Raw genomic sequence first — 24,639 nt, 5'->3', positions numbered from 1 at the left:
GACCCGACCGATCCTGAGCTGGACGCCGACCGGGGCGTCCGCGCCGACGACCACGTCGCTCGACGAGCTGGCCGGGGTGGTGGCCGGCGGCCGGGTGCTGGTGCTCAGCGGCGCCGGGCTGTCCACCGAGTCCGGCATTCCCGACTACCGCGGCGAGTCCGGGCAGCTGCGCCGGCACGTCCCCATGACGTACGACGAGTTCGTGGGCACCGAGCAGAACCGCCGGCGGTACTGGGCGCGCAGCCATCTCGGCTGGCGCACCATCACCGGCGCCGCCCCGAACGACGGGCACCGCGCGGTGGCCGACCTGGCCCGCCGCGGCTACCTCGCCGGCGTCATCACGCAGAACGTGGACGGTCTGCACCAGGCCGCCGGTACGCCGGACGTGGTGGAACTGCACGGCAGCCTGTCCCGCGTGGTGTGTCTCGGCTGCCGGCGTACCAGCGGGCGGGACGACCTGGACCGGCGGCTACGGCGGGCGAACCCGGGGTTCGACGCCACCGCCGTCCGCGTCAACCCGGACGGCGACGTGGAACTCGGCGACGAGGACGTACGCGGGTTCCGGCTGGTGGGCTGCACCGGCTGCGGCTCCGGCGTACTCAAGCCCGACGTGGTGTTCTTCGGCGAGAGCGTGCCGCGCGACCGGGTCGACCGGTGTCACGCGCTGGTGGACGGCGCGGCGGCGCTGGTCGTCCTCGGCTCGTCGCTGGCGGTCATGTCCGGGCTGCGGTTCGTCCGGCGCGCGGCCGACGCCGGCAAGCCGGTGCTGATCGTCAACCGTGGCCAGACCCGCGGCGACCGGTACGCGGCGGTCCGCGTCGAGCTGCCGCTCGGCCGCGCCCTCACCGACCTCGCGCGGCTGCTGCCGGCCACCGCGTGACCGGCCCCGACCCGCGCGCCGGCGAACTGGCCGTCGCCGGGCTGGAGTGGCTGCTCGGCGTCGCCCGCCCGGACGGCGCCGGCCTCGCCTGGCCCAACCGGCCGGGGGACGCCGGGACCGACCCCATGCTGTACAGCGGGACCGCCGGGATCGTCCTGACGCTGCTGGACGGATACCGGCACCTCGGCGACGAGCGGTACGCGGACGCCGCGCTGCGCGGGGCGACCGGACTCGCCGCCGTCGCCGCCGACTGGGACACCGCCTCCCTGTACTTCGGGCTCACCGGCATGGCGGTCGCCCTGCACGCGGTCCACGACGTACTCGGTGACGCCGGCGCGGGGGTCGCGGCACGGCGCGCGCTGCGTACCGTGGCGGGGCGGTTCGACGGGACGCGGTGGGGGCCGCAGTTCGAGCTGCTGGGCGGGAACGCGGGGATCGCGCTCGGCGCGCTGGCCGTCGGCGACGTCGACCTCGCGCTGCTCGCCACCGAACCGTACCGGCGGACCGCGGAGCGCACCGCGTACGGCGTGCACTGGGAGACGCGGGTCGGCCGGGCCGCGCGGCAGCACCACGTCTCGCACGGCACGCTGGGCATCGCGGCGGCGCTGGCCGCGACCGGGCGCGCCGCGGACCGGCCGGACCTGGTCGAGCTGGCGCTGTCGGCCGCGGCGGACGTGGTGGCCCGCAACGAGGCCGGCCCGGACGGCTTCCTCGTCCCGCACTCGGATCCGTTGCAGGACGACGTCGAGCGGTACAACTACGGCTGGTGCCAGGGGCCGGCGGGCGACGCGCAGGCGTTCCGGTGGCTGCGGGACGTGACGGGCGACCCGGAGTGGTCCGCGCTGGCCGACCGCTGCTGGCACACCGTCACCGGATCCGGCGTGCCGCAACGGTTGTGGCCCGGTTTCTGGGACAACAACGGCCACTGCTGCGGTACTGCCGGCGTGCTCGCGCTGGCGTGCGACCGGGGTGCCGGCGGCGCGGAGTTCGCGGACGTACTGGTGGCCGACCTCGCCGCGCGCGCGACCCTGGACGCCGCCGGCGCGCGCTGGTCGAACGTGGAGCACCGGGCCACGCCGAGCGTGCTGGAACCCCGTACGGGCTGGGCGATGGGGACCGCGGGCATCGTCCGCGAACTGCTCCGGTACGCCCGGCCCGACGCCGGGTACGCGGTGCCCTGGCCGGACCATCCGCCCGCCTGACAGTCCACTATGGACTGTCAGCGCAACACCAACCAGCGCAACACGAAATCAGCGCAACGCGAATCAGCGCAACGCCAACCAGCCAATCGCCAACAGGGCAACGCCGATCAGTGCAACGCCGATCAGCGCAACGCCCGTCCCGCGCAACGCGATTCAGGAGAGTGCGAAGAGGTGGGTGGCGTTGTCGTGGCAGACCGCGCGCAGCCAGTCCGTACCGAGGCCCGCGGCGCCCAGAGCCTCCAGCGCCGCCGGGTACGGGTAGGGGATGTTGGGGAAGTCGGTGCCGAGCAGCACCCGGTCGCCGAGCGCGCCGAGCCGGGGCAGGGCCCGCCGCGGGAACGGCGCCGCCTCCTCGGTGAACTCCGTGAACGCCATGGTCGTGTCGAGCATGACTCGCCCGTACCGCTCGGCCAGGTCCAGGAACTCCTCGTACTCGGGGCCGCCGAGGTGCGCGACGACCAGCCGCAGCCGCGGATGCCGGGCGAGCAGCGCGGCGACCGGCGCCGGCCCGGTGTACGCGGCGGGCACCGGACCCGACCCGCAGTGCGTCACCACCGGTACGCCCACGTCGGCGAGCATCCCCCACACCTCGTCGAGCAGCGGGTCGTTCGGGTCGAAACCGCCGACCTGGAGGTGGCACTTGAACACCCGCGCGCCCTGCGCCAGCGCCCGGCGTACGTCGTCGGCGGCGGACGGCTCGGCGAAGAACGTGGCGCTGTGCAGGCAGTCCGGCGTACGCGCGGCGAAGTCGGCGGCCCAGTCGTTGAGCGAGCGCGCCATGCCCGGCTTGTGCGGGTAGAGCAGCGACGTGAACGCGCGCACCCGGAAGCCGCGCAGGATCGCCACCCGCTCCGCCTCCTCCTGCTGGTACGCGACGCCCCAGTCCCGGCCGACCAGCGGCCCGGCGGCCGCGAAGTACGCCCAGACCTTGGCGAGCAGGCGGGGCGGCATGAAGTGGGTGTGCACGTCGACGAGGTGGTCGAGGCCGAGCGCGGCGCGGAACGCGTCCACCCGCGCACGTTGGGCCGCGAGTACGTCGTCGGTCATGCCGTGCCCTCCAGCGGGATCGTCCACAGGTACCGGTAGTTCGTGCTCAGGGTGCCCCAGCAGCCGATCGAGTGGTCGCGCACCCGGCACTCCCAGCGGTGCCCGCCCGGGTCGTCCGCGCCGAAGTACGTGCAGAACACCGATCCGTTGGTACGCACCGCATCCACCGGATGACCGACCGGCCGTACGTCGGGGTCGATGGTGCCGCCGCAGGCGCCCGCCTGGATCAGGGCCACCGTGTGGTCGCCGTACCGGACCGCCTTGAACAGGTTCGGATCCTGGTACCAGCGGTGCCGGTGGCCGGACATCCAGGCGACCACGTTGCCGTGCCGGGCGACCAGCGCGGTGATCGCGTCGACCGGCGTGAGGAAGTACCCGACGGTGTCGTCCGCGTACGCCTCGTACGGCGGGCAGTGCGACACCAGGACCACCGGCCGGGTCGTCGCGCCGAGCTGCTCGTCCAGCCAGGCGAGCACGTCGGCCGGTACGACCCAGTTCGTCGGCGGGCCGTCCCAGGGCACGCCCGTCTCGGCGTTGTCGGCGGGGGAGTAGACCACGAACCGCAGCGGGCCGACGTCCGTGACGTAGTTGCGTTCCGGGCGCCCGCCCAGCGTCAGGGCCATCTGGTCGCCCGAGCCGCCCCAGTTCGTCTCGTGGTTGCCCACCGCGTACACCAGCGGCGCGGAGTCCGCGGCGGCGAACACGCCGAACAGGTTCTGCGCGATCGGTATCTGCGAGTCGGCCTGGCCGGCGAGGCCGCTGTGGATGGCGTCGCCGATCTGCACCCGGACGCTCACCCCGGTGACCGCGGCGGGCAACCGGAGCATGTCGTGCCGGACCGCCTCGGTACGGGTGTGCCCGGCCACCGACGGCACCTCGTTGTGCAGGTCGCCGACCAGGTGCACGGTGGTCCCGCCGACCGGCGGCCGCCACACCCGCGTCGTACCGGTGCCCCGGCTGGCGCGCGTCCCCCGGGTGTCGTCGTCGCCCCGGCTGGCGGCGCTGCCGCGGAAGTCATCGTCGTCCCGGGTGGCGTCGTTTCCCCGGGAGTCGTTGTCGCCCCGGGTGGCGTCGCTGCCCCGGGTGGTGTCGGTGCGGGTGCTCATCGGGGCACGATTCCGACCGTGACGGCTGCGGGCCCGTGCGGCAGCTTGGCCGCACCCGTACTCCGGACCGTGAAGCCGAGCGTGTCGCCCGGATCCAGGTTGGCCGCCGCGGCGTTCCACACCATCGCGTTCCACGAGTACGCGTAGCCGTAGGGGAGGTTGCCGGCCCAGGAGTCGGCGCCCGAGCGGCGGGTCCGGCCCTCGACGATCGTCGCGTACGCCCCGGCGTGCCGGCGGCCGAGCCCGATGCTCAGGTAGTCGGTGTCGCTCGCGGTGACCCCGCTGTACAGGTAGAAGAAGCCCGTCACGATCGTCAGCGGGAACGGCGCGACGAAGAAGTACGCGGTGGTGTCGGGCACGAACGGCTGCTGGTACGGGCCGAGCGAGGCGCTGACGAACTGCTCGTCGAGCGTCGGGGTGGCGTCCCTGCGCGCGTACCGGGCGTCCAGCCGTGCCAGCTGTTCATCGTCCACTGTGGACACTGGTCCTCCCGGGTGCCGTCCGCGGGCTGCCGGCGCGGCCCGCCGTGTCCGCCACAGTACTGTCCGACCCGGCCACCCGGGTACGTCCGCGTCACCTCGTCGGTCAGGTGCCGGGGCAGGGCGCCGACACGGTGTCCAGATCGACGGTCGTGACATATCCGGCGAACCCCTCCCGCCGGTACGCCGCGCACGCCGCGGCGCGGTTCGCCGGCCGGCGCGCGTAGTCGACCGCGAGCACCAGCTTGCCCGCGTCCCGCAGCCGCCGCACGTCCGTACGGTTCTCGGCGCAGAAGTCCGCCCGGCACGCCTCGTCCGTGTCCTGGAAGTACAGCTCCTCGATGCCGATCCCGTCGATCGCGCGCCGGTAGTCCGCGCGCCGGCCGAGTTCGGGCGAGTTCTGCGGCACGACGAGGAACCCGGGCCGGCGCGCCTTCGCGTACGCGCTGATCCGGCGCACCAGCGCGACCGCGTCGGCCGCCAACCCCGCCCGGTCCCGGCCCGGCACCCGCGCCAGGTCGATCTCCTGGTACGCCAGCAGCGTGTCCAGGTACGCGCCGTCGTACCCGGCGGCGATCGCCCGGTCGATCCGCGGTCGCACCACCGTGCGCCACCAGTCGTCCGACCAGTACCGGACGAAGCGCTCGCCCGGCCAGCCCGACACGTCGTCGAGCAGCAACCCCCGGTCCAGCCCCGCGTACTCCGGGCGGAAGTCCTCGATCGACCCCACCTCGAAGTACGCCAGCACGAGCTTGCCGGAGTCGCGGAGCGCACCGACCTCGGCGCGGGAGAAGTACGAGCGGCGGCCGTCGCGCGTCAGGTCGATCACCGCGAGCGGCTGCGGCGCCTTCGCCAGCCGGTCCAGCCTCCCGCCGGGATACCCCTGCAACTGGTACACCCAACTGTCCACATCGGACAGTCTCGGACGGTGACCCGGCCGTTCGGCCGGCGCGGTGCAGCCCGCCACCAACACCAGCCCCGCCACCAGCGCCGGTCCCACCAGCAGCGCCACCGCCGCGCGCCACGCCCGCCGTCCGGCCATCGTCCGCCTCCCCCGATCGGTGTCACTGTTCCTGGCGGGATGCCGGAGCGGGCGACCGGCCCCGCGCGGGGTGCCGCCGGCCACCGGGGGACGGTGCGCCGTCCGGGGATGCGTGGAGGTGTGCGGAACCCGCTCCGCAGGGCCGTACGCATCACCCACCGGCCGTCAGCCGGCGAACTTGCGCCAGTTCCAGGCGAGGTCCGCGTTGCCACCGGTACTCAGGTAGCCGACGGCGGCGGCGTCCGGCCGCGTCCAGACCAGCGCGTGCGTCGTCGAGGTCCATCGGCTCAGCTGGAACGCCTCGCCGGTCGGTGCGGCCCCGCCCGGCAGGTCGGCGCCGGAGGCGGCGACGTCCGTGCCGCTCGCCCGGTACGCGTCGAACACCGCCCGGGCGTCCTGCCGGCTGGCGTACCGGGCGAACACGACCTCCAGGTCCGTGCCGGCGCGGCAGTGCACGGTCTCGACCGGCGTGCTCAGCGGTTCGGTGGCGCGCGGGTTGTGCACGTGCCCGTCCGGCTGGTACTCGGGCTCGTCGTGGACGACCCGGCAGCCGTCCGCCCCCGACCACCCGTACGCGTCCCAGCCGTGGACGAAGTCCCGCAGCGCGGCGCTGGCGAGGGCGCTCGGCTCGACCGGCCGAAAGCTGGGACTGGGTGTCGGGTGCCCGCCGGACGACGGCGCGCCCCCGCCGTCCGCGCGGGCGTACCGCTGGACGAGGGCGGTGGTACCGAGCGCGAGCAGCGCGGCGACGACGGCGATCGCCGCCACCGGCAGCAGCACCCGGCGGCGCGACGGCGACTCCGGTACGGCCTCAGGTACCGGCACGGCGGAGCGCGGTGCGGACAGCGCGTCGAGTGCCGCCTCGGCCCGGGCCGACAGCGGCGCGGTGCCGGCGTCGGCGGCGAGCGCGCCCTCGGCGACGGCCAGCTCCGGCTGCTCCAGTACGGTCGGCGCGACGCCGGTGGCGGTGTGCAGCGCCCCCGCGACCATCGGTACCTGGCTGGCGCCGCCGACGAGCAGCACCCCGGCCAGCGCGCCCGCTGGTACCCGGGAGTCGTGGACGATGCGCACGGTGGCGGCGACCGCGCGGTCGACGAGCGGCCGGGCCAGCGTCTCGAACTCGGCCCGCGTCAGGTGCGTACCGGCGGGCCGGCCCGGCACCTGCACCGCCGCGGTCGACGCCCGGGTCAGGATCTCCTTCGCGGAGCGCGCGTCGGCCCACAACGCCTGCCGCGCGGCCACGTCGGGCACGGTGCGCCGGCCGTCGGGCAGCGGGGCCAGCAGGTGGTCGACGACCGCGGCGTCGAAGTCGAGGCCGCCGAGGTCGTCGAGGCCGCCGGAACCGACGACGGTGTCGCCGTCCGCGGCGTGCCGGAGCACGGCGACGTCGAGCGTGCCGCCGCCGAAGTCGAACACCACCAGCCCGTGTCCCACCGGCAGCCGCCGCCCGAGCACGCCGGTGAAGTACGCCGCGGCGGCGACCGGCTCCGTCACCAGCCCCAGTACGGTGAGGCCGGCGCGCCGGGCGGCGTCGGTGAGGATGCCGCGGCGGGTGGCGCCCCAGCCGACCGGGCAGGTCAGGATCGCCGGTGGCAGCGCGCCGACCGCCCGTACGGTTTCCCGCGCGACGCGTCCCAACACCGCCGCGACCAACCCCACCACCGGGTACTCGCGGTCGCCGAGCAGGACCGTACCGTCGTCGACGCGGCGCTTCGGGTTCGGTTCGAACCGGGCCGGGTCGAGCCGCGCCATGTGCACCGCGTCGCGCCCGGTGTACAGCTCGCCGCCAGGCCCGGCGTACACGGCGGACGGCAGCAGCGGCGCCCCGTCGAACAGCACCGTACGGGTGCGGTCGGCACCGCCGACCACCGCGACCGTGGTGGACGTACCGAAGTCGATCGCGAGCCGGTCGGTCACGACAGCCCCACGTCGCTCGCCCGGACCCAGCCGCACACCGGGTCACCGCCGCCGGACAGCAGCGCGAGTACCCAGTGGATGTCGCCCGGCAGGTCCGGATCCGCGGTCGGATCGGCGAACCGCGCCGACGTGTACGCCCGCGCCGCGGTGACCTGCGGCGCCTTCGGATCCGGCGCGACCCGTACGGTGAGGCGGCCGTGCACGGCCGCGGTGTGCGGCATCATCGGCACGTAGCACGTCTGCGGGGCGCCGAAGCGCGGCTTCACCCGCACCGGGAAGCCGTCCCGCAACGCGACCGTCATGGTGGCCGGCACCCGGTTGTCGCAGGCGTTGCAGTCGCGGCCGTCCCACACGTAGTAGTGCAGTTCGAAGCCGCCGCGGACCGGCCGCACCCGCTCGACGTAGCTGGCGTCCTCGAAGCCGGACAGCACCGGCCGCCGCACCTTGTGCACCTTCCCGGGCCCACCCCCGCGGTACACGAACCAGTCGGTGAACGACGAGCTGCCGCCCCCGTTCGTCGTGTACGAGGTGAGCGCGTCCTCGACGTTGTCGGCGTCCACGTCCGCGAAGTACACGTCGCCGCGGGTGATGCGGGTCGCGCCCCAGCCGTCGCCGATCTGCTGCTTCCCGTCGTGCATCCCGTCGACCGTGTCCAGGTCGAACTTCTCGATGCTCTTGTCCATCGGCCGCGCCGGCCGGAACGTGGCATCCGTCGTACCGCAGGCGGAGGTCAGCGTCAGCAGTGCCACCCCGGCCGCCACCAAGATCCGTTTCACGCGCGCAGCGTAGCGGCCGCGCGCATGCCACGCCCCGCCGGTGACCGGTACGGCTTGTCTGCGCAGATCGCTGGCCGAACCTGGGCAGACACGCCCTAGTCTCGGGGCGTGACCCACCACGAGCCCGGCGTACTCCCCGACACCGTGCGCACCGCCCGGCCGCCCGGTGCGGTCGGCCCGGTGGTCGCCGCGGAACCGTTGCGGCACAATGCGAAGAACGACGCCACCGCCGGCATCTGGCGGATCCGCGGCACCCGCGGCAGCGCCGTCCTCAAGGTCGCCCGGCCGCCCGCCGGACCCACCGGCGGCTACTGGCCGACCAGCGACGAACCGACCCACTGGAACCACTGGCGGCGCGAGGCCCTCGCGTACCGGAGCGGGCTCGCCGGCTCGGCGTACGCGGCGGGCGGGATCGCGGCACCCGACCTGCTCGCGTCCGCCGACCGCAGCGACGGCGCCGTCGAACTGTGGCTCGCCGACGTCACCGGCACCGACGGCTTCGAGTGGCCCGTACCGGACCTCGCCGGATTCGCGTACCGGCTCGGCGTCGGGCAGGCGCGCTGGGCCGGGCGGACCCCGGAGTACGGCTGGCTGTCCCGGCGCTGGCTCGGCGGCTACCTCACCGACGGGCCGAGCCGCTCCGTCGACGTACGCGACGCCGACTGGGACCACCCGCTGCTCGCCGCCTGGCCCCGGGCCGTACGGGAGGAGCTGCGCCGGCTGTGGGCCCACCGGGACCGGGCGCTCGCCGCCGCCGAAGCCGCCGAACCCACCCTCTGCCACCTCGACGTCTGGCCCGCCAACCTGCTCGCCGCCGACACCGGGCCCGTCCTGCTCGACTGGTCGTTCGTCGGTACCGGCGCGCTCGGCGAGGACCTCGCCAACCTGGTACTCGACAGCTTCACCGACGGGCTGCTCGACTCCGCGCTGCTGCCCGACCTCGCCACCCACGCCACCGACCGGTACCTCGACGGCCTCCGCGACGGCGGCTGGACCGGCCGGCCCGACGCGGTACGCGCCGCCGTCGCCCGCTGCGGCGCCGCCAAGTACGCCTGGCTCGCCCCGGCGTACGTCGGGCGCGCGGTCCGCGGTGACCTCGGCTCCTCCGCGTACCGGACGCAGACGTCGCCGGCCGCCGTCGTCGCCGCCCTGACCCCCGTCGTCACCCTGCTCGCCGACTGGTCCCGTACCGCCCTCGCCTGACCGCCGCCGGGTGTCGCGCCTGGCGTCTGGCTGTGCGTTGGGCGGTGTGGTGGCAGTCCGGTCGGTGACGCCGGCGCCCGTGCGGCGAGTCGTGGTTCGGGGTGCCGTCGCGGGCGTGGCGGCGGTCGTCGCGGCGCGTCGGGTCCGTGGGTCTGGCATCATCGCCGGATGCCTGCGGATGTCCTGCGGTGGCCCCGGATCCGGCCCGGCGACCGGGTACGGCTCGTGTCGCCGGCGAGCTGGCCGCCGGCCGACTGGCTCGCCGACGCGGCACGGGTCCTCACCGGCTGGGGCCTGCGGGTCGAGGCCGGCGCGCACGCCCTCGACCGGCGCGGCTACCTCGCCGGCCGGGACCGCGACCGGCTCGCCGACCTCAACGACGCGTTCCGCGACCCGGGCGTACGCGGGATCGTGGCGACGCGGGGCGGTGCCGGGGCGTACCGGATCGTGGACGGGATCGACGTCGACGCGGTGCGAGCCGACCCGAAACCGGTGGTGGGGTTCAGCGACATCACCAACCTGCATCTGGCGCTGTGGGCGCGATGCGGGCTGCCGACCGTGCACGGCTGCCTCTCCGGCTCCGACGCGGTGCGCACCGCGCGCCGGCTGCTCACCACCGACGAACCCGTCACCGTACGCCGGGATCCGGCCGCGCCGCTCGCCGACGTGGTCGTACCCGGGCGGGCGACGGGCCGACTGCTCGGCGGCAACCTGAGCGCGCTCGTCGGGTTCGTCGGCGCCGGACTGCCCGACCTGACCGGCGCGCTACTGTGCATCGAGGACAACCGGTGCGGCGCCGACCCCCTCCGCCTCGACGCGCATCTCGCGCAGTTGAGCGGATCCGGCGCGCTGGCGGGCGTACGCGGGATCGCGCTGGGCGACCTCGGACCCGCCGGTTCCGACGCCGACCGGGCGGCCGTCGCCGCGGTGTGCCGGGACCGGTTCGGCGCGCTCGGCGTACCGGTGCTCGCCGGGCTGCCGTTCGGGCACCTGCCCGACCAGACCTGCCTGCCACTCGGCGCCCCCGCCGTACTCGACACCACCGCCGGCACCCTCACCACGGCGGTGCGTCGATGACCGCGCCGCGGCGGCTGCGCGCCGGCGACGTGGTCCGCGTCGTACCGCCGGTGGGTGCGGATCCGGCTCCATTGAGCGCGATCGCGCGTCTCCTGGCCGACTGGGGCCTCCAGGTGGAGATCGCCGTCCCGGACGCGCCCGCCGCACGGGCGGGGCAGGGATCCGGTGCGGTGAGCGCGGATCGTGCGAGGGCGGGTCGGAAATCCGTTGGGGTGAATGAGGACCGTGCGCGTGCAGGGCGGGAATCCGTTGCAGTGAGCGCGGATCGTGCGCGGGCGGGACGGGAATCCGGTGCGGTGAGCGAGGATCGTGCGAGGGCGGGTCGGAAATCCGTTGTGGTGAATGAGGACCGTGCGCGTGCAGGGCGGGAGTCCGTTGCGGTGAGCGCGGATCGTGCGTGGGCGGAACGGGAATCCGGTGCGGTGAGCGAGGATCGTGCGCAGACGGGACGGGAATCCGTTGCGGTACCTGCGGATCGTGCGTCGGAAGGTGCGGATCCCCGCGTGGGGCGTGCCGGTCGGGGGTCGGTGGCGCGGGCGGGGGAGGCGTGGGTGGCGGCGGTCGACGCCGCGTTGCGTGACCCCCGGGTACGTGCGGTCGTGACGCCCGGCCCGGTTCCCGACCATCGCATCGTCGAGCGCCGGGGCGGCCGGCTGGTGGACCGGATCGATCTGCCCGCCGCGTGCCGCGATCCGAAGCTGGTGATCGGCGTAGCGACCCGGCTGCATCTGGCGTTGTGGCGCGCCGGCCGGATCCCCACCGTGTACGGCGAGCCCACCACCGCGCTCCGTCCGCTCGTGACGGGCGCCGAGTCGGTGACGCTGCACCGCGACCGGGCAGTACCGTCGGGTGCGGTGTCGGTGGCGGGGCGTGCCGAGGGGACGCTGCTCGGTGGCAGCCTGGCGGGGTTGCGCGGCACGCTCGGCGTGGATCCGCCGCGCCTCGACGGTGCGCTGCTGTACCTGACGGACCCGCGCGTGATCGGCCTCGGCGAGGTCGACCGGCAGCTCACGCAGGTGCGCCGGTCCGGCCTCCTCGATGGCGTACGCGGGGTGGTGCTGGGCCGGTTTCCCGGCTTCGACGGGTACGAGGACCGCGGCTGGACGCTCGTCGACGTGCTCGCCGACCGCCTCACCGACCTGGGCGTTCCGGTACTCGGCGGCGTCACGGCCCCGGTACCGCTCGGCGTGTCCGCCGCCCTCGACGCCACCGCCGGCACCCTCACCGTGGCGCCGGTAGCCACCTGACCCCCTTGGTACGCAACGGATCCCGGTGTGGAGGACCCCGCCACTCGGGTCAGCGGCGGCGGCGCGCCGGGGGACGTGTCTGGCGCGTGGGGCGCGGGCGGTCGGCGGGGGCGTCGGCGCGCTCCTCGGCGCGGCGTACCAGATCGAAGCAGAGGACGGCGGCGGCGCTGGCCACGTTGAGGGACTCGACGCCGCCGGCCATCGGGATGGAGATCCAGCGGTCGACGAGCTCGGCGGTCTCGCGGGACAGCCCTTCGGTCTCGTTGCCGAGGACGAACGCGGACAGTCCGGGGAACCGTTCGCGGTAGAGGGTGGACCGGCCGTCGCCGGACAGCCCGTGCACGCGGAAGCCGATGCGGGACAGTTCGCGCACCGCCTCGGCCGCGGTACGGCAGCGCACGATGGACGCGCGGAACGCGACGCCCGCGGACGCCTTGATGACGAGCGGGTCGATGTCGGGGGAGCCGGCGCGGGGGAGTACGACGGCGGACACACCGGCCGCGGTCGCGGTACGGATGATCATGCCGACGTTGGCGGGGTTGTTGACGCCGTCGAGGATCAGCACGTCGTGCCGGCCCCCGGACCGTATGCTCCGGACGAACTCGGCGAGGCCGCGCATCCGGGGCGCGACCACGTCGGCGATGATGCCCTGGTCGTGCTTTCCGTTGCCGGCGAGCAGTTTGACCCGTTGAGCCGGCGCGGTCCGCACCGGTACGCCCTGGCGGGCGGCGAGGTCGAGGATCCGGTCGAGGTTGCCGCCGCGCGCGGAGTCCGCGACGACCAGCTTGTCGACGCGCAGGGCGCGGTCGGACAGCACCTCCAGCACGGGCATCCGGCCGTACACCGTGATGAACGTGTCCTTCGGGTTCCGTTGCCCCGTGTCGTCGTGCCGGCCTGCCACCGCTGCCGCCCCCTCGTACGTCCGACGGACCAGGTTATCCGGCCGCGTGCCGGGTACCGTGGGGCGCCCGGCCGTACCGATGCCGAGGACCCGAGGAGCCCTGTGGACGTGCTCGCGACGCCGGTCGGCACGGACCGGTTGGTGCTGCGCCGCTTCGCCCCCGACGACGTCGCCGACGTGTACGCCTACCAGCGCCTCCCCGAGGTCGCGCGCTACCTGTACCGGCCGCCGCTGAGCCGGGCGCAGTGCGCGGAGCTGGTCGCGCGGCGGGCCGCGGCGGAGCTGCGCTGGGCGGTCGACGGGGACGACATCGGGCTGGCGGTGTGCCGGCGGGACGAGCCGGGCGTACTCGGCTCGGTGGTGCTGACGTTGCGCAGCGCGCGGGCCCGGCAGGCGGAGATCGGCTGGGTGTTCCATCCGGCGCACGCCGGCCACGGGTACGCGACGGAGGCGGCGCGCGCGCTCGCGGCCCGCGCGTTCGACGTGCTCGGGGTGCACCGGGTGTTCGCCCGGCTGGACGTGGAGAACACCGCGTCGGTGCGGCTGTGCGAACGGCTCGGCATGCGCCGCGAGGCGCACCTGGTGGAGAACGACCTGGACGGCGACCGCTGGGGCAGCGAGTACGTCTACGCCGCGCTCGCGGCCGACCTCGTTCGCTGATTCACTCAACATCTGCTGACTTTTTCGTCACGTCTCCTCGCATAGTTCGGTTGAGTTAATTCGCTTTTGCGCGCAGCACGCCTCTAAGATACTCAACACATGAGTACCAAATCGGAGGAGCGGGTGCCGCTGCGGCGGATCGTGCGGCTGTTCCGGCCGTACCGGTGGCGGGTGGTGGGGCTGCTCGCGCTCGTCGTCGTGCAGGGCGCGGTGAACGTGTCGGCGCCGTTCCTGCTGCGGGAGATCCTGGACACCGCGATCCCGCAGCGGAACACGGCGCTGCTGAGCGTGCTGGCGCTGGGCATGCTCGCGTCCGCCGCCGGCACCGCCGTCCTCGGCGCGTACGCCAGCCGGCTCGCCACGGTCGTCGGCCAGGGCGTGCTGCACGACCTGCGCGTCGCCGTGTACGACCACCTCCAGTCGATGTCGCTGGCGTTCTTCACCCGGACCCGGTCCGGCGACACCGTCTCCCGCATCACCAACGACATCGGCGGCGTGGACGGCGTCGTCAGCGGCACCGCCGCCGCGCTGGCGTCCAACGGCGTCACCGCGCTCGCCGTCGCCGCCGCCCTCCTCGTACTCGACTGGAAGCTCGCGCTCGTCGCGCTCGTCGTCGTACCGGCGATGCTGCTGCTCACGCCGCGGTTGGGGCGGCGCCGGCGGGCCGTGACCGGCAGCCGGCAACGGCGGCTGTCCGGGCTGACCGCGCTGGTCACCGAGTCCCTGTCGGTCTCCGGCGTACTCCTCGCGAAGACCAGCGGGGACGCGGCCGGGCTGCGCCGCCGGTTCGCCGCGGAGTCGGCCGAGGTGTCCCGGCTGGACGCGGCGTCGGCGCTGATCGGCCGGTGGACCACCGCGTCCCGCCGCGCCGCGCTGGTCGCCGTCCCCGCCGTCGTGTACTGGCTGGCCGGGCTGGAGGTGGCGCACGGCGTCAGCCCCGCCACGCTGGGCACGATCGTCGCCTTCACCAGCATGCTGAACCGCCTCGTCGGCCCGGTCACGACGGTGCAGTCCGTCGGGCAGGGGCTGTCCGGCTCGCTCGCCCTCTTCGGCCGCATCTTCGAGGTACTCGACCTGCCGGTGGACATCACCGACCGCCCCGGCGCCCGGCCCCTCACCGTACGGCGGGGCGAGGTGCGGCTCGATGACGTCTGGTTCTCCTACGACGGCGACGGCGACGACGGCGGCGACGGCGACGGCGCGTGGACGCTGCGCGGCATCGACCTGCGCGTACCGCCCGGCGGGACGCTCGCGGTGGTCGGCGCGACCGGCTCCGGCAAGACCACCCTCGGCTACCTGCTGGCCCGCCTGTACGAGCCGACCCGCGGCGCGGTCCGCATCGACGGTACGGACCTGCGGGACGCGACGCTCGCGTCGGTGTCCGGCGCGGTCGGCCTCGTCGCGCAGGACACGTACCTGTTCCACGACACGGTCGCCGCCAACCTGCGCTTCGCCGCCCCCGACGCCACCGACGCCGAGCTGGTCGCCGCCTGCCGCGCGGCCCGCATCCACGACGTCGTCGCCGCCCTGCCCGACGGGTACGACACGGTCGTCGGTGAGCGCGGGTTCCGCCTCTCCGGCGGGGAACGCCAGCGCGTCGCCATCGCCCGCACCATGCTCCGCAACCCCCCGGTACTCGTCCTCGACGAGGCGACCAGCGCGCTGGACACCGCCACCGAACGCGAGGTGCAGGCGGCACTCGACGCGCTGTCCGCCGGGCGTACCACGATCGCGATCGCGCACCGGTTGTCCACCGTGCGCGGCGCCGACGAGATCGTCGTCCTGGACGCCGGCCGCATCGTCGAACGCGGCACCCACGACGACCTGCTCGCCGCCGGCGGCCGGTACGCGGGGCTCGTGCTCGGGCCGGCGCCCGCGGCCGGATAAGCTGCGCGGATGGGCGAACCGGCACCCGACGAGGCGACCGTACGTGCCGCGGACCGGGTGCTGTCCGGCGTGGTCCGGCTCGGCAGCCGGATGCGCTCGGAGCGGCCCCGCGGCACCCGGCTCAGCATGGGCATGCTCGGCGTTCTGCTGCGGCTCGCCCACCGGCCCGAGATGATGCCGGGCGAGCTGGCCGAGTCGATCGGCGCGGCGCCCCAGTCGATGACCCGGATCCTCGCCGGCCTGGAGGAACGCGGCCTCGTCGCCCGGCGTACCGATCCGCGTGACCGACGGGCCAGCCTCGTCTCGCTGACCGACGCCGGCCGCGACGCGCTCGCCGCCGACGGCCGCGCCCGGCGTACCTGGCTCGCCGCGGCGATGACCGGTCTCACCCCCGCCGAGCGGGAACTGCTGGCCATCGCCGGCGACCTGATGGACCGCCTCGCCGACGCCGACCCGTACGGCGGGGCCACGGCGGACGGCGCCGGCACCCCTGAGTAACCGCAGGTCGGGGGCGGTTTTGTGGGTTGTCCACAGCGTCGGGTCGCCGGGTGTCCACAGGATCGCCGCGGCGCCGTTGGTTGACCGGCCGTACCGCGTGCCATGCTTTTGACCGCACCCGGGCGCACCGGCGCCGGGGCGGTGAGCGAGGGGTGTCGGGTGACCGCGACCGAGGACGTACAGGCACCGGCCGGGCGGCGGTCACTGCGTCCGCTGCTGTTCGGCGTGACGCTCGTCGTGGCGCTCGCGCTGCTGTTCGGCGTGCCGTGGTGGACGCTGCTGCGCGCCGGGACCGCCTGGCCCGCCGGCGTGACCGTGGCCGGCACGATCCTGCTCGCCGCCGCCCTGGTCGCGTTCCCGCTGACCATGTTCCTCGGCCACGCGCGACGCCAGGACTGGGCCGCCCGCATCGGCGACACCATCCTGGGCGTCATCTGGGTGGTGTTCGTCTGGTCCGTCGCCGGCACCCTGCTGCGCCTGGTCCTCGGCCTCGCCGGGGTCGCCGACCCGACCCGCTCCCGGATCGCCGCCGCCGCGGTCCTCGTCGTCTCCGCCGTCCTCGTCGCCTGGGGATACGTGGAGGCCATGCGCGTACCGCGGGTCCGTTCGGTGTCGGTGCCGCTGTCCCGGCTCGGCGCCGGCCTCGACGGCGTACGGGTCGTGCTCATCACCGACACGCACTACGGCCCGATCGACCGCGCCCGCTGGTCCGCCCGCGTCACCGAGATCGTCAACGGACTCGACGCCGACATCGTCTGCCACACCGGCGACATCGCCGACGGTTCCGTGACTCAGCGGCTCGCCCAGGCGGCGCCGCTCGCCGACATCCGCGCCCGCCTCACCCGGGCGTACGTGACGGGAAACCACGAGTACCTCGGCGAGGCGCAGGAGTGGCTGGACCACATGCGCGAGCTGGGTTGGGAGACGCTGCACAACCGGCACGTCGTCGTCGAACGGGACGGCGCCCGGCTGGTCGTCGCCGGTGTCGACGACCGGACCGCCGCGTCGTCCAAGACCGGGCACCGCGCCGACCACGCGGCCGCGCTCGCCGGCGCCGACCCCGACCTGCCGGTCCTGCTGCTCGCGCACCAACCGCAGCAGATCGGCGCCGCCGTCGAGCACGGCGTCGACCTCCAGCTCTCCGGGCACACCCACGGCGGGCAGATCTGGCCGTTCCACTACCTCGTACGGCTGGACCAGCCCGCCCTCGCCGGCCTCACCCGGCACGGCGAGCGCACCCAGCTCTACACCAGCCGCGGCACCGGTTTCTGGGGTCCGCCGCTGCGGATCTTCGCGCCGAGCGAGATCACCGTGCTCACCCTGCGCGCGGCCTGAGCGCCGGGCGGTGACTGCCATGCGTTCGGTACGAACGGGTCACAGCTGTCACGTTGACGCAACGGGGCGCGACGGGGCAGCGTGGCGAGCATGAGTGGTGGCAGAGCGCGCATCCTGGGTGTCGTCGGTGCCGCGGTCCTGGTGTTGGCCGCGGCGGCGTGTTCGTCCGGCGGTGGCGGCGGACATCCCGCCGCGTCCGCGGCGACACGGCACAGCAGCTCGCCGTCGCCGAAGCCGACCGGCGCCCCCGTGCACGTCTCCCTGCTGGAGTCCGACGGCGGGGTGTACGGCGTGGGTATGCCACTCATCGCGTACTTCAACCGGAAGATCACCGATTCGTCCGCGTTCACCAAGGCCGTGAAGGTCACCGTCAACGGCAAGTCGGCCGGCGGCGCCTGGTACTTCGAGAACACCGGACGGGACGGGCAGGCGCTGGAGGCACACTACCGGCCGAGGACGTACTGGCCGGCGCACGCGTCGATCAAGGTGGACTTCCCGGTGAAGGGGCTGTCCGCCGGGCCCGGCCTGATCTACGACGACAGCCTCACCCTCGCCGTCTCCACCGGTGCGGCGAACGTGTCGTCCGTCGACTGCTCCGCCGAGAAGATGACCGTGGTCTCCGACGGCCGCACCGTCCGTACGCTGCCCACCTCCTGCGGCAAGGCCACCACCCCGACGTACACGGGGACGAAGGTGTTGATGCAGAAGGGGGAGAACGACCCGAAGACCGGGAAGATGCGCCCGGACGGCGAGGTGCGGATGACCTCCAACACCCCCGGCAACAGGTACGACGAGATCGTGCCCTGGTCAGTGCGGGTCACGAACTCCGGGGAGTACGTGCACGCCGCGTCGTGGAACACCGGCAACATCGGCTCCCGGTCCACGTCCAACGGCTGCACCAACCTCAACGTCGCCGACGCGAAGTGGTTCTACGGCTTCTCCGCGGTCGGCGACGTCGTCACGTACGCGCACACCGGCGGCAAGCCGATGCCGTCCTGGGACGGCTACGGCGACTGGAACCTCGACTGGAACACCTGGGTACGTGGCGGCGCCGTGCACGCCAGGTCGAAGTGACCGCTGGCATCGAAGTGTCCGCGGGCATCTAGTGAGCGCGGGTGCCGAAGTGACCGCGCGCATCGGAATGAGCGCGGCGTCGAAGTGACCGCGGCGTCGAAGCTACCGCTGGCATCCACGTGGCCGCGGGCGCCGACATGACCGCGCGCATCGGAGTGGCCGCCCGCATCGGAGTGGCCGCGGGCGCCGACGTGACCGCTGGCGCGGTGGTCAGGTGAGGCCGCCGCTGGCGCGCACGTTCTGGCCGGTGATCCAACGGGCGTCCGGGCCGAGCAGCATGGCGACCGCGTCGGCGACGTCCTCGGGCGTACCGATGCGGCGAAGCGGGGTCAGCGCCGGGATCATCGCCAGCCGCTCCGGCGGGTTGGTGTCGCGCAGCAGTTCGGTGTCGGTCGCGCCCGGCGAGACGGTGTTGACGGTGATGCCGCGCTCGCCCAGTTCGACGGCGGCGACCGCGGTGAGCTGCTCGATCGCGCCCTTGCTCGCCGCGTACGGGGCGATGCCGGGTGCGGCGCGCACCGTGTTCAGCGTGGAGATGTTGACGATGCGACCGTCGTCGCGCATGTGCCGTGCCGCGTACCGGATGGTGGTGAACGCGGCACGGGCGTTGACCGCCAGCACCCGGTCGTACGTCTCCGGATCGGTGTCGGCGAGCGGCGTCGGGGTGAACCGCAGCGCCGCGTTGTTCACCAGGATGTCCAGCCCGCCGAGCGTCTCCGTCGCCCGCGCCATCAACGCCTCCGCGGCGTCCGGCTCGGTCAGGTCGGCGGCGACCGCGGTGGCCCGGCCGCCCGTCGCCCGCACCACCTCGTCGGCGGCGTCGACACCGCTCGCGTAGCTGAACACGACGTCGACGCCGTCCCGGCACAGTCGTTCCACGATGGCGCGGCCGATGCCGCGCGAGCCACCCGTGACGACCGCCGCCCTGCTGTCCGCCATCAGACCTCCCGGAGTCCGGGACCGACCGTACCCCTCGCGGTTCCTGCATTCCTTCCCCGGTATGGCATCCGCGCGCCCACGGGTGGCCGTGCGTGACCTGTCCGTGGCACCGCGCGCCGGCGGCCGACCGTGCGCGCCGGAGCCGCGATGGGTCGCACGACCCGGGGCGACGGTGAAACGCCGTGGCGTGGTACGGCCGGGATCGGTACGGTCCGCGTCCGGGAGGTGGGGACGGTGGCGCGACACGTACTGCTGGCGGGGATCATCGGCTCGACCGCGTACGGGCTGGCCGGGCCCGGCTCGGACGTCGACCGGATCGGCGTGTTCGCGGTCGACACGGTCGAGCTGCACGGCCTGCGCGCGCCGCGCGAATCGTACGTGACGACGCGGCCCGACGTCACCCTGCACGAGGCCGCGAAGTGGTGCCGCCTCGCGCTCGGCGCCAACCCGACCGCCACCGAACTCGCCTGGCTGCCGCCCGACCTGTACGAGACGCGTACCGCGCTCGGCGACGACCTCGTCGCGCTGCGCCGGGCGTTCCTGTGCGCGCCGCGGGTCCGCGCCGCCTACCTCGGGTACGCCGCGCGCCAGCTCCGTACCGTGGAACGACGCCTCACCGGGCCGGGCGGCGCCAACCCGCGGGTGGCGAAGGCGGCGCGGCACCTGGCGCGGCTGGTGGCGCAGGGCCGCCAGCTCTACCGGACCGGTACCGTCGAGATCCGGCTGGCCGACCCGGAACCGGTGCGGCGGTTCGGCGAGCGGGTCGCGGGCGGTGACCTGGCCGCGGCGTACCGGCTGCTGGCCGAGGCGGGCGACGACCTGGACCGGGGCCGCTCCCCGCTGCCGGACCGTCCCGACGACGAGGCCGTCGAACGCTGGCTCCGCGCCGTACGCGCCGCACACCTGGCGGTGGCATGACCGCCAGTCCCGCCGACTTCCCTTCTCCCGCGGGCACCGGCGGGTGGCCGAGTGCCGTCCTGGTGGACGTGGACGGGACGGTGGCGCTGCGCGGGGACCGCTCGCCGTACGACGAGCGGCGGGTGCATCGGGACACGCCGAACCATCCGGTGGTGGCGACGGTACGGGCGCTGGCGGCGGCGGGGCACCGGATCGTGTACTGCTCCGGGCGTACGGAGGGGTGCCGGGAGGCGACGCAGCGGTGGCTGGCCGAGCACGTGGCCGTGCCGTACGAGGCGCTGCACATGCGCCCGGTGGGGGACACCCGCAAGGACAGCGTCGTGAAGACCGAGCTGTACCGCCGGCACATCGCCCCGCGGTACCGGGTGCTGCTGGTGTTGGACGACCGAAACCAGGTCGTCCGCGCCTGGCGCGACCTCGGGCTGACGGTCCTGCAGGTCGCCGACGGCGACTTCTGACGGCACGGACGGCAGGCCCGGTGCGGAAGTGCTGGGGCGGTCAAGGTGCTGAGGGGCCGGCCCGGACAGTGCACGAGCGGCGCGCGCTCCGGGTCGGCAGGCCCGGACCGGAAGTGTTGGGGTTGTGAAGCCCGCCGGCTCGGAGTGAAATGTTGGGGCGGTCGAGGCGCTGGGGGGCCCGGAGCGGAAGTGTGTGCGCGGCAAGGGGTTCCGGGTGGCGGGCCCAGCGGGTGGTGGGGTCAGGGGCGGGGGGTCAGGTAGCCGCGGGAGAAGGCGGTGGCGACGGCGGCGGCGCGGTCGTTGACGCCGAGCTTGGCGTACGCGTGGAGCAGGTGCCGCTTGACGGTGGCCTCGCTGAGGAACAGCCGCTTCGCCGCTTCGCGGTTGGTGGCGCCACCGGCGACGAGGTCGAGCACTTCGAGTTCGCGGGGGGACAGCGGGGGTTGCGGCGCCTGGCCGGGTTGGCGCATCTGCCCCAGCAGCCGGGTGGCGACGGACGGCGCGAGGACGGCCTGCCCGGCGGCGGCGGCTTCCACGGCGCGGCACAGTTCGTCGCGCGGCGCGTCCTTCAGCAGGTACCCGGTGGCGCCGGCTTCGACGGCGGGCAGTACGTCGCTGTCGGTGTCGTACGTGGTGAGGACGAGGACGCGGGACGGCACGTCGCGGCGGGCGAGTTCGCGGATGGCGGTGACGCCGTCGGTGCCGGGCATGCGCAGGTCCATGAGGATGACGTCGGGGCGGAGCCGTACGCCGGCGTCGATGGCGGCGGCGCCGTCGCCGACCTCGCCGATCACCTCGAAGCGCGGGTCGGCGGCGAACATGCCGCGTAGCCCGTCCCGTACGACGGGGTGGTCGTCGACGATGAGCAGCCTGATCACTCCCGGCCTCCCGCGGGGATCGCCGGCACAGCGGCGGAGATCGCCGTGCCGCCGCCGGGTTCGGACTCGATGTCGAGCCGGCCGGCGAGCCGCTGCACCCGCTGCCGCATCCCGGCGAGCCCGAACCCGCCGTGCCCGGATCCGTTGGTACGCGGGGCTTTCGGCTCGAAACCCACCCCGTCGTCCACCACGTCGAGCGTCACCACGTCCTCCATGTACGACAGGGTCAGGCCGACCCGGCGGGCGTGCGCGTGCTTCGCCACGTTCGCGAGGGCCTCCTGCGCGGTCCGCAGCAGTGCCACCTCGATGTCGGTACGCATCGGGCGGGCGTCGCCGGTGGTGGTCAGCGTGGCGTCGACGCGGTTGGCCCGCGCCCACTGCCGCGCCACGTCGCCGATGGCTTCCGGGAGTCGCGCCCGGGCGAGGACGGCCGGTTCCACCGCGTGCACGGTACGCCGGGCCTCGGTGAGGCTGTCCCGCGCCAGTTCCGTCGCGTTCGCCACGTACCGGCGCAGCGCGGCGGGTTCGGCCGTGGCCCGTTCGGCGGCCTGGAGCTGGGTGAGGATGCCGGCGAGTCCCTGCGCGAGCGTGTCGTGGATCTCGCGCGCCATCCGCTGCCGCTCGTCCTGGACGCCGGCCTCGCGCGCCTGGACGAGCAGTTGCGCGTGCAGTTCGGCGTTCTCGGCCAGCGCGGCCTCCAGCCGTACGTTGGCCTCGTGCAGGTCGGCGAGCGACCGGCGCTGGCGTTCGGCGCGGCGGTCGAGCTGCTCGAAGAACGCGAAGAACGCGGCGGCCAGCAGCGCGGACAGCAGCCCGACGGCGAGCCACCCCCACCACAGGTGGTCGGCGCTGATGCCGGCCACCCCGCCCAGGAACGCCGCGGCCGAGATCATCGCCGTCACGGTCGCCCCCGCGTACCGCCAGCGGCCGTGCAGGTAGTGGAACGCCTGCGGGTACCCGACGAACGCGAAGAACCCGTACCACGGGGCGATGGCGACGAGCGTCGCGGTGAGCGCGGCGAGACCGGCGTAGTACAGGGTCATGCGGCGGCGGTCGTCGTGCCGGTCCGGGTGCAGGGTGTGGAACCACAGCAGCCACAGCGTCGCCGCGGCCGACAGCCCGAGCACCGCCGGCAGGCGTACGGGATGCTGCCAGAGCGGTTGCAGCACCGTCACCGCGGTACTGACCGCGAGCAGCAGGTACGGCAGGGCCCGGAAGGCGATGCCCTCCCGGCGCTCCCACCGCTCGGTCCCGCCCCGCGGCCCGGCCACGATCCCCACCGTTCACTCCCAGCGGAAGTGGCGCGCGGCCAGCCCGCCGGCCACGACCGTCCACGCCAGCAGTACGGCCAGGTGCAGCGGATGTGGCCACTGACCTGCTGTTGCGTCCTGCAATGATTGCACGCCCGCACCGAGCGGGCTGCCGTCGCTGATCCGCAGCAGTACGCCGGACATGGTGGCGCGCGGCACCCACAGCCCGGCGAGGAACACCAGCGGGAAGAACACCAGGGAACCGATCGCGCTGGCCGCCCGACCGTTCGGGGCGAGCGCGCCGACGAGCAGCCCGATCGCGAACACCGCCAGCGCCACCAGCAGGTAGCCGAGCAGGAACGCCGGCAGCCGCCGCGGCAGGTGCACGTCGAACGCCAGCCGGCCGACGACCAGCATCACCACCATCGTCACGCCGGACAGGACCAGGGCCATCAGCAGCTGCGCGCCGATCATCGCCACCGGCCGTACCGGCGTCGTCCGCATCCGCCGGAGCACGCCCTTCTCGCGGTAGCCGGCGAACAGCTGGGTCAGGCCGCTGAGCCCGAACAGCGCGACACCCATCGTGACCACGACCGGCAGGTACGCGTCGATCGGCCGCGCGCCGCCCAGGTCGGCGCTGGGCTCGCGCATCGACGGGACGAGGCCGAGTACGACGAGCAGCGCCGGCGCGAACGCGACCGCGAAGAACAGCACGATCGGTTCGCGCAGGAACAGCCTCGTCTCGGTGACGGTGAGCCGGAACAGGGCGGACATCCAGGAATCCCCTCAGTACTCGATCGGGCGGCCGGTCAGCGCGATGAACGCGTCGTCCAGCGTGGTCTGCTCGACGCGCAGGTCGGTGGCGGTGACGTGGTGGCGGGCGAGTGCCGTGGTCACCGCGACCACCAGCTCGCCGGTACCGGTGACCACGAGGTGGCCGCCGGCGTGCTCGACGGAGGTGACCTCGGGCAGCGCGGTCAGCAGCGCGTCGTCGAACGGGGCGGACGGGCGGAACCGGAGCCGCTGCCGGCCGTCGACCCGGGCGACGAGCCCGGCGGGACTGTCGACCGCGACGACCCGGCCGGCGTCGATCAGGGCCAGCCGGTCGCAGAGCCGTTCGGCCTCCGCCATGAAGTGCGTGACCAGCAGTACGGTGACGCCGCGGGCGCGGATCCGTTCGATCAGGTCCCACACGTCGCGGCGGGCCTGCGGGTCGAGTCCGGTGGTCAGCTCGTCGAGTACGACGACCTTCGGGTCGCCGATCAGGGCGAGCGCGATCGACAGCCGCTGTTTCTGCCCGCCGGACAGCCGCCGGAACGGGGTGCCGAGGCGGTCGGTGAGGTGGAGCGTGTCGACCAGCTCGCGCCAGTCGACCGGCGCGCGGTAGAAGGAGCTGTACAGCGCCAGCGCCTCGCCGACGCGGAGCCGGTCGGGCAGTTCCGTCTCCTGGAGCTGGACGCCGAGTACCTGGCGCAGCTCGCCGTGGTCGCGCTGCGGGTCGATGCCGCAGACCCGTACGGTGCCGGCGTCCGGGCGGCGCAGCCCCTCGACGCACTCGACGGTCGTGGTCTTGCCGGCCCCGTTGGGGCCTAGGATGCCGAAGATCTCGCCGGGCTCGACGGCGAAGCCGACCTCGTTCACCGCGAGGTGCGCGCCGTAGCGTTTGACGAGGCCGGCCACCTCGATGATTGCCATACCGGAAGCGTCCCGTCCGGCCCGGGTACGCCGAATCGACCGCACGGCTCGCCCGTGGCGCATCCGCGCATGCACCGATCGGCTCACCCCGTGACCCGCCCGGTGCACTCCGCGTACGGTCGTGCCTCCGCGCTGCCACGCCGCCGGCGTACTGCTGCGTGGTTGGCCAC

At 74.4% G+C, this 24,639-nt stretch carries 24 protein-coding genes; 12 read left to right on the top strand and 12 right to left on the bottom strand.

Annotation, left to right across the window (positions count from 1 at the left end):
- Positions 1–13 precede the first annotated feature (13 nt).
- Entirely contained in the window at positions 14–880 is an 867-nt protein-coding gene (locus tag Aru02nite_RS03465; RefSeq protein WP_239076380.1) for an NAD-dependent protein deacetylase, read from the top strand.
- Positions 877–2,082, top strand: coding sequence for a lanthionine synthetase LanC family protein (locus Aru02nite_RS03460; protein WP_203654813.1), 1,206 nt, complete (start codon positions 877–879; stop codon positions 2,080–2,082). Before Aru02nite_RS03465 ends, Aru02nite_RS03460 begins: the two co-directional genes overlap by 4 nt.
- A 153-nt stretch (positions 2,083–2,235) precedes the next feature.
- Here Aru02nite_RS03460 and Aru02nite_RS03455 read toward each other — a convergent pair whose 3' ends face one another.
- From Aru02nite_RS03455 to Aru02nite_RS03430, 6 genes are all read right to left on the bottom strand, one after another.
- Positions 2,236–3,129 carry an amidohydrolase family protein gene (locus tag Aru02nite_RS03455; RefSeq protein ID WP_203654811.1) on the bottom strand — a complete coding sequence of 298 codons (894 nt, stop codon included), beginning with the start codon at positions 3,127–3,129 and terminating at the stop codon, positions 2,236–2,238.
- Complete coding sequence (locus Aru02nite_RS03450) at positions 3,126–4,235, bottom strand: metallophosphoesterase family protein (RefSeq protein ID WP_203654809.1); 1,110 nt, start codon at positions 4,233–4,235, stop codon at positions 3,126–3,128. Before Aru02nite_RS03450 ends, Aru02nite_RS03455 begins: the two co-directional genes overlap by 4 nt.
- Complete coding sequence (locus Aru02nite_RS03445; protein ID WP_203654808.1) at positions 4,232–4,708, bottom strand: hypothetical protein; 477 nt, start codon at positions 4,706–4,708, stop codon at positions 4,232–4,234. Before Aru02nite_RS03445 ends, Aru02nite_RS03450 begins: the two co-directional genes overlap by 4 nt.
- A gap of 112 nt (positions 4,709–4,820) precedes the next feature.
- Positions 4,821–5,756: a glycoside hydrolase family 191 protein gene (locus tag Aru02nite_RS03440; protein WP_239076368.1), complete on the bottom strand. Its 936-nt coding sequence runs from the start codon at positions 5,754–5,756 to the stop codon at positions 4,821–4,823.
- Between the two features lie 165 nt (positions 5,757–5,921).
- Complete coding sequence (locus Aru02nite_RS03435) at positions 5,922–7,673, bottom strand: Hsp70 family protein (protein WP_203654806.1); 1,752 nt, start codon at positions 7,671–7,673, stop codon at positions 5,922–5,924.
- The gene (locus Aru02nite_RS03430; protein WP_203654804.1) at positions 7,670–8,449 is read right to left on the bottom strand and encodes a hypothetical protein; all 780 of its coding nucleotides are present in this window, start codon (positions 8,447–8,449) and stop codon (positions 7,670–7,672) included. The genes Aru02nite_RS03435 and Aru02nite_RS03430 overlap by 4 nt, the downstream gene beginning before the upstream one ends.
- Before the next feature lie 108 nt (positions 8,450–8,557).
- Between Aru02nite_RS03430 and Aru02nite_RS03425 the strand changes: the two genes are divergently transcribed.
- From Aru02nite_RS03425 to Aru02nite_RS03415, 3 genes are all read left to right on the top strand, one after another.
- Positions 8,558–9,652 carry a phosphotransferase gene (locus Aru02nite_RS03425; RefSeq protein WP_239076366.1) on the top strand — a complete coding sequence of 365 codons (1,095 nt, stop codon included), beginning with the start codon at positions 8,558–8,560 and terminating at the stop codon, positions 9,650–9,652.
- A 168-nt stretch (positions 9,653–9,820) separates the two neighbouring features.
- Positions 9,821–10,729 (top strand): S66 peptidase family protein, encoded by a 909-nt coding sequence (locus tag Aru02nite_RS03420; protein WP_203654802.1) that lies wholly within the window; start codon positions 9,821–9,823, stop codon positions 10,727–10,729.
- Between the two features lie 503 nt (positions 10,730–11,232).
- Entirely contained in the window at positions 11,233–11,976 is a 744-nt protein-coding gene (locus Aru02nite_RS03415) for a S66 peptidase family protein (RefSeq protein WP_203654800.1), read from the top strand.
- A gap of 49 nt (positions 11,977–12,025) precedes the next feature.
- On the opposite strand, the gene Aru02nite_RS03410 is transcribed toward Aru02nite_RS03415, so the two are convergent.
- Complete coding sequence (locus tag Aru02nite_RS03410; protein WP_239076364.1) at positions 12,026–12,877, bottom strand: TrmH family RNA methyltransferase; 852 nt, start codon at positions 12,875–12,877, stop codon at positions 12,026–12,028.
- A gap of 102 nt (positions 12,878–12,979) precedes the next feature.
- Here Aru02nite_RS03410 and Aru02nite_RS03405 point away from each other — a divergent pair, with 102 nt between their 5' ends.
- The 5 genes from Aru02nite_RS03405 (at position 12,980) to Aru02nite_RS03385 (ending at position 18,331) form a co-directional block, all read left to right on the top strand.
- The gene (locus Aru02nite_RS03405; RefSeq protein WP_239076362.1) at positions 12,980–13,537 is read left to right on the top strand and encodes a GNAT family N-acetyltransferase; all 558 of its coding nucleotides are present in this window, start codon (positions 12,980–12,982) and stop codon (positions 13,535–13,537) included.
- 99 nt (positions 13,538–13,636) lie between these two features.
- The gene (locus tag Aru02nite_RS03400; RefSeq protein WP_203654798.1) at positions 13,637–15,424 is read left to right on the top strand and encodes an ABC transporter ATP-binding protein; all 1,788 of its coding nucleotides are present in this window, start codon (positions 13,637–13,639) and stop codon (positions 15,422–15,424) included.
- 9 nt (positions 15,425–15,433) lie between these two features.
- A complete protein-coding gene (locus Aru02nite_RS03395) occupies positions 15,434–15,922 on the top strand; it encodes a MarR family winged helix-turn-helix transcriptional regulator (RefSeq protein WP_203654796.1) in 489 nt (162 codons plus the stop codon).
- Positions 15,923–16,081: 159 nt separating this feature from the next.
- Entirely contained in the window at positions 16,082–17,257 is a 1,176-nt protein-coding gene (locus Aru02nite_RS03390; protein WP_239076359.1) for a metallophosphoesterase, read from the top strand.
- Between the two features lie 90 nt (positions 17,258–17,347).
- Positions 17,348–18,331, top strand: a complete 984-nt coding sequence (locus Aru02nite_RS03385; RefSeq protein WP_203654792.1) for a L,D-transpeptidase — start codon at positions 17,348–17,350, stop codon at positions 18,329–18,331.
- 210 nt (positions 18,332–18,541) lie between these two features.
- On the opposite strand, the gene Aru02nite_RS03380 is transcribed toward Aru02nite_RS03385, so the two are convergent.
- Positions 18,542–19,270 (bottom strand): SDR family NAD(P)-dependent oxidoreductase, encoded by a 729-nt coding sequence (locus tag Aru02nite_RS03380; protein WP_203654790.1) that lies wholly within the window; start codon positions 19,268–19,270, stop codon positions 18,542–18,544.
- A 234-nt stretch (positions 19,271–19,504) separates the two neighbouring features.
- Between Aru02nite_RS03380 and Aru02nite_RS03375 the strand changes: the two genes are divergently transcribed.
- Together Aru02nite_RS03375 and Aru02nite_RS03370 are read left to right on the top strand one after the other, a co-directional pair.
- Complete coding sequence (locus Aru02nite_RS03375) at positions 19,505–20,188, top strand: nucleotidyltransferase domain-containing protein (RefSeq protein WP_239076358.1); 684 nt, start codon at positions 19,505–19,507, stop codon at positions 20,186–20,188.
- Entirely contained in the window at positions 20,185–20,646 is a 462-nt protein-coding gene (locus tag Aru02nite_RS03370) for a phosphatase domain-containing protein (protein WP_203654787.1), read from the top strand. Before Aru02nite_RS03375 ends, Aru02nite_RS03370 begins: the two co-directional genes overlap by 4 nt.
- Positions 20,647–20,885: 239 nt before the next feature.
- On the opposite strand, the gene Aru02nite_RS03365 is transcribed toward Aru02nite_RS03370, so the two are convergent.
- Genes Aru02nite_RS03365 through Aru02nite_RS03350 form a run of 4 tightly spaced genes read right to left on the bottom strand, consistent with a single transcriptional unit; the run spans position 20,886 to position 24,469 of the window.
- Positions 20,886–21,524 carry a response regulator transcription factor gene (locus Aru02nite_RS03365; RefSeq protein WP_203654786.1) on the bottom strand — a complete coding sequence of 213 codons (639 nt, stop codon included), beginning with the start codon at positions 21,522–21,524 and terminating at the stop codon, positions 20,886–20,888.
- Positions 21,521–22,795, bottom strand: coding sequence for a sensor histidine kinase (locus tag Aru02nite_RS03360; protein ID WP_239076356.1), 1,275 nt, complete (start codon positions 22,793–22,795; stop codon positions 21,521–21,523). Before Aru02nite_RS03360 ends, Aru02nite_RS03365 begins: the two co-directional genes overlap by 4 nt.
- Before the next feature lie 12 nt (positions 22,796–22,807).
- Positions 22,808–23,548: an ABC transporter permease gene (locus Aru02nite_RS03355; RefSeq protein ID WP_239076355.1), complete on the bottom strand. Its 741-nt coding sequence runs from the start codon at positions 23,546–23,548 to the stop codon at positions 22,808–22,810.
- Positions 23,549–23,560: 12 nt separating this feature from the next.
- Complete coding sequence (locus tag Aru02nite_RS03350) at positions 23,561–24,469, bottom strand: ABC transporter ATP-binding protein (RefSeq protein WP_203654784.1); 909 nt, start codon at positions 24,467–24,469, stop codon at positions 23,561–23,563.
- Between the last annotated feature and the right edge of the window lie 170 nt (positions 24,470–24,639).

Origin of the sequence: Actinocatenispora rupis, assembly GCF_016861975.1 — a bacterium.
In the GTDB taxonomy this organism is placed as follows: Bacteria; Actinomycetota; Actinomycetes; order Mycobacteriales; family Micromonosporaceae; genus Actinocatenispora; species Actinocatenispora rupis.
The sequence above is the reverse complement of the archived record's forward strand: the minus strand, read 5'-3'. Positions and strand labels throughout refer to the sequence as shown.

Bases quoted from the DNA above. Each gene is read 5' to 3' on its own strand.
- Aru02nite_RS03455 (WP_203654811.1), bottom strand. From the start codon at position 3,129: ATGACCGACGACGTACTCGCGGCCCAACGTGCGCGGGTGGACGCGTTC.
- Aru02nite_RS03440 (WP_239076368.1), bottom strand. From the start codon at position 5,756: ATGGCCGGACGGCGGGCGTGGCGCGCGGCGGTGGCGCTGCTGGTGGGA.
- Aru02nite_RS03350 (WP_203654784.1), bottom strand. From the start codon at position 24,469: ATGGCAATCATCGAGGTGGCCGGCCTCGTCAAACGCTACGGCGCGCAC.
- Aru02nite_RS03450 (WP_203654809.1), bottom strand. From the start codon at position 4,235: ATGAGCACCCGCACCGACACCACCCGGGGCAGCGACGCCACCCGGGGC.
- Aru02nite_RS03385 (WP_203654792.1), top strand. From the start codon at position 17,348: ATGAGTGGTGGCAGAGCGCGCATCCTGGGTGTCGTCGGTGCCGCGGTC.
- Aru02nite_RS03370 (WP_203654787.1), top strand. From the start codon at position 20,185: ATGACCGCCAGTCCCGCCGACTTCCCTTCTCCCGCGGGCACCGGCGGG.
- Aru02nite_RS03355 (WP_239076355.1), bottom strand. From the start codon at position 23,548: ATGTCCGCCCTGTTCCGGCTCACCGTCACCGAGACGAGGCTGTTCCTG.
- Aru02nite_RS03380 (WP_203654790.1), bottom strand. From the start codon at position 19,270: ATGGCGGACAGCAGGGCGGCGGTCGTCACGGGTGGCTCGCGCGGCATC.
- Aru02nite_RS03420 (WP_203654802.1), top strand. From the start codon at position 9,821: ATGCCTGCGGATGTCCTGCGGTGGCCCCGGATCCGGCCCGGCGACCGG.
- Aru02nite_RS03395 (WP_203654796.1), top strand. From the start codon at position 15,434: ATGGGCGAACCGGCACCCGACGAGGCGACCGTACGTGCCGCGGACCGG.
- Aru02nite_RS03400 (WP_203654798.1), top strand. From the start codon at position 13,637: ATGAGTACCAAATCGGAGGAGCGGGTGCCGCTGCGGCGGATCGTGCGG.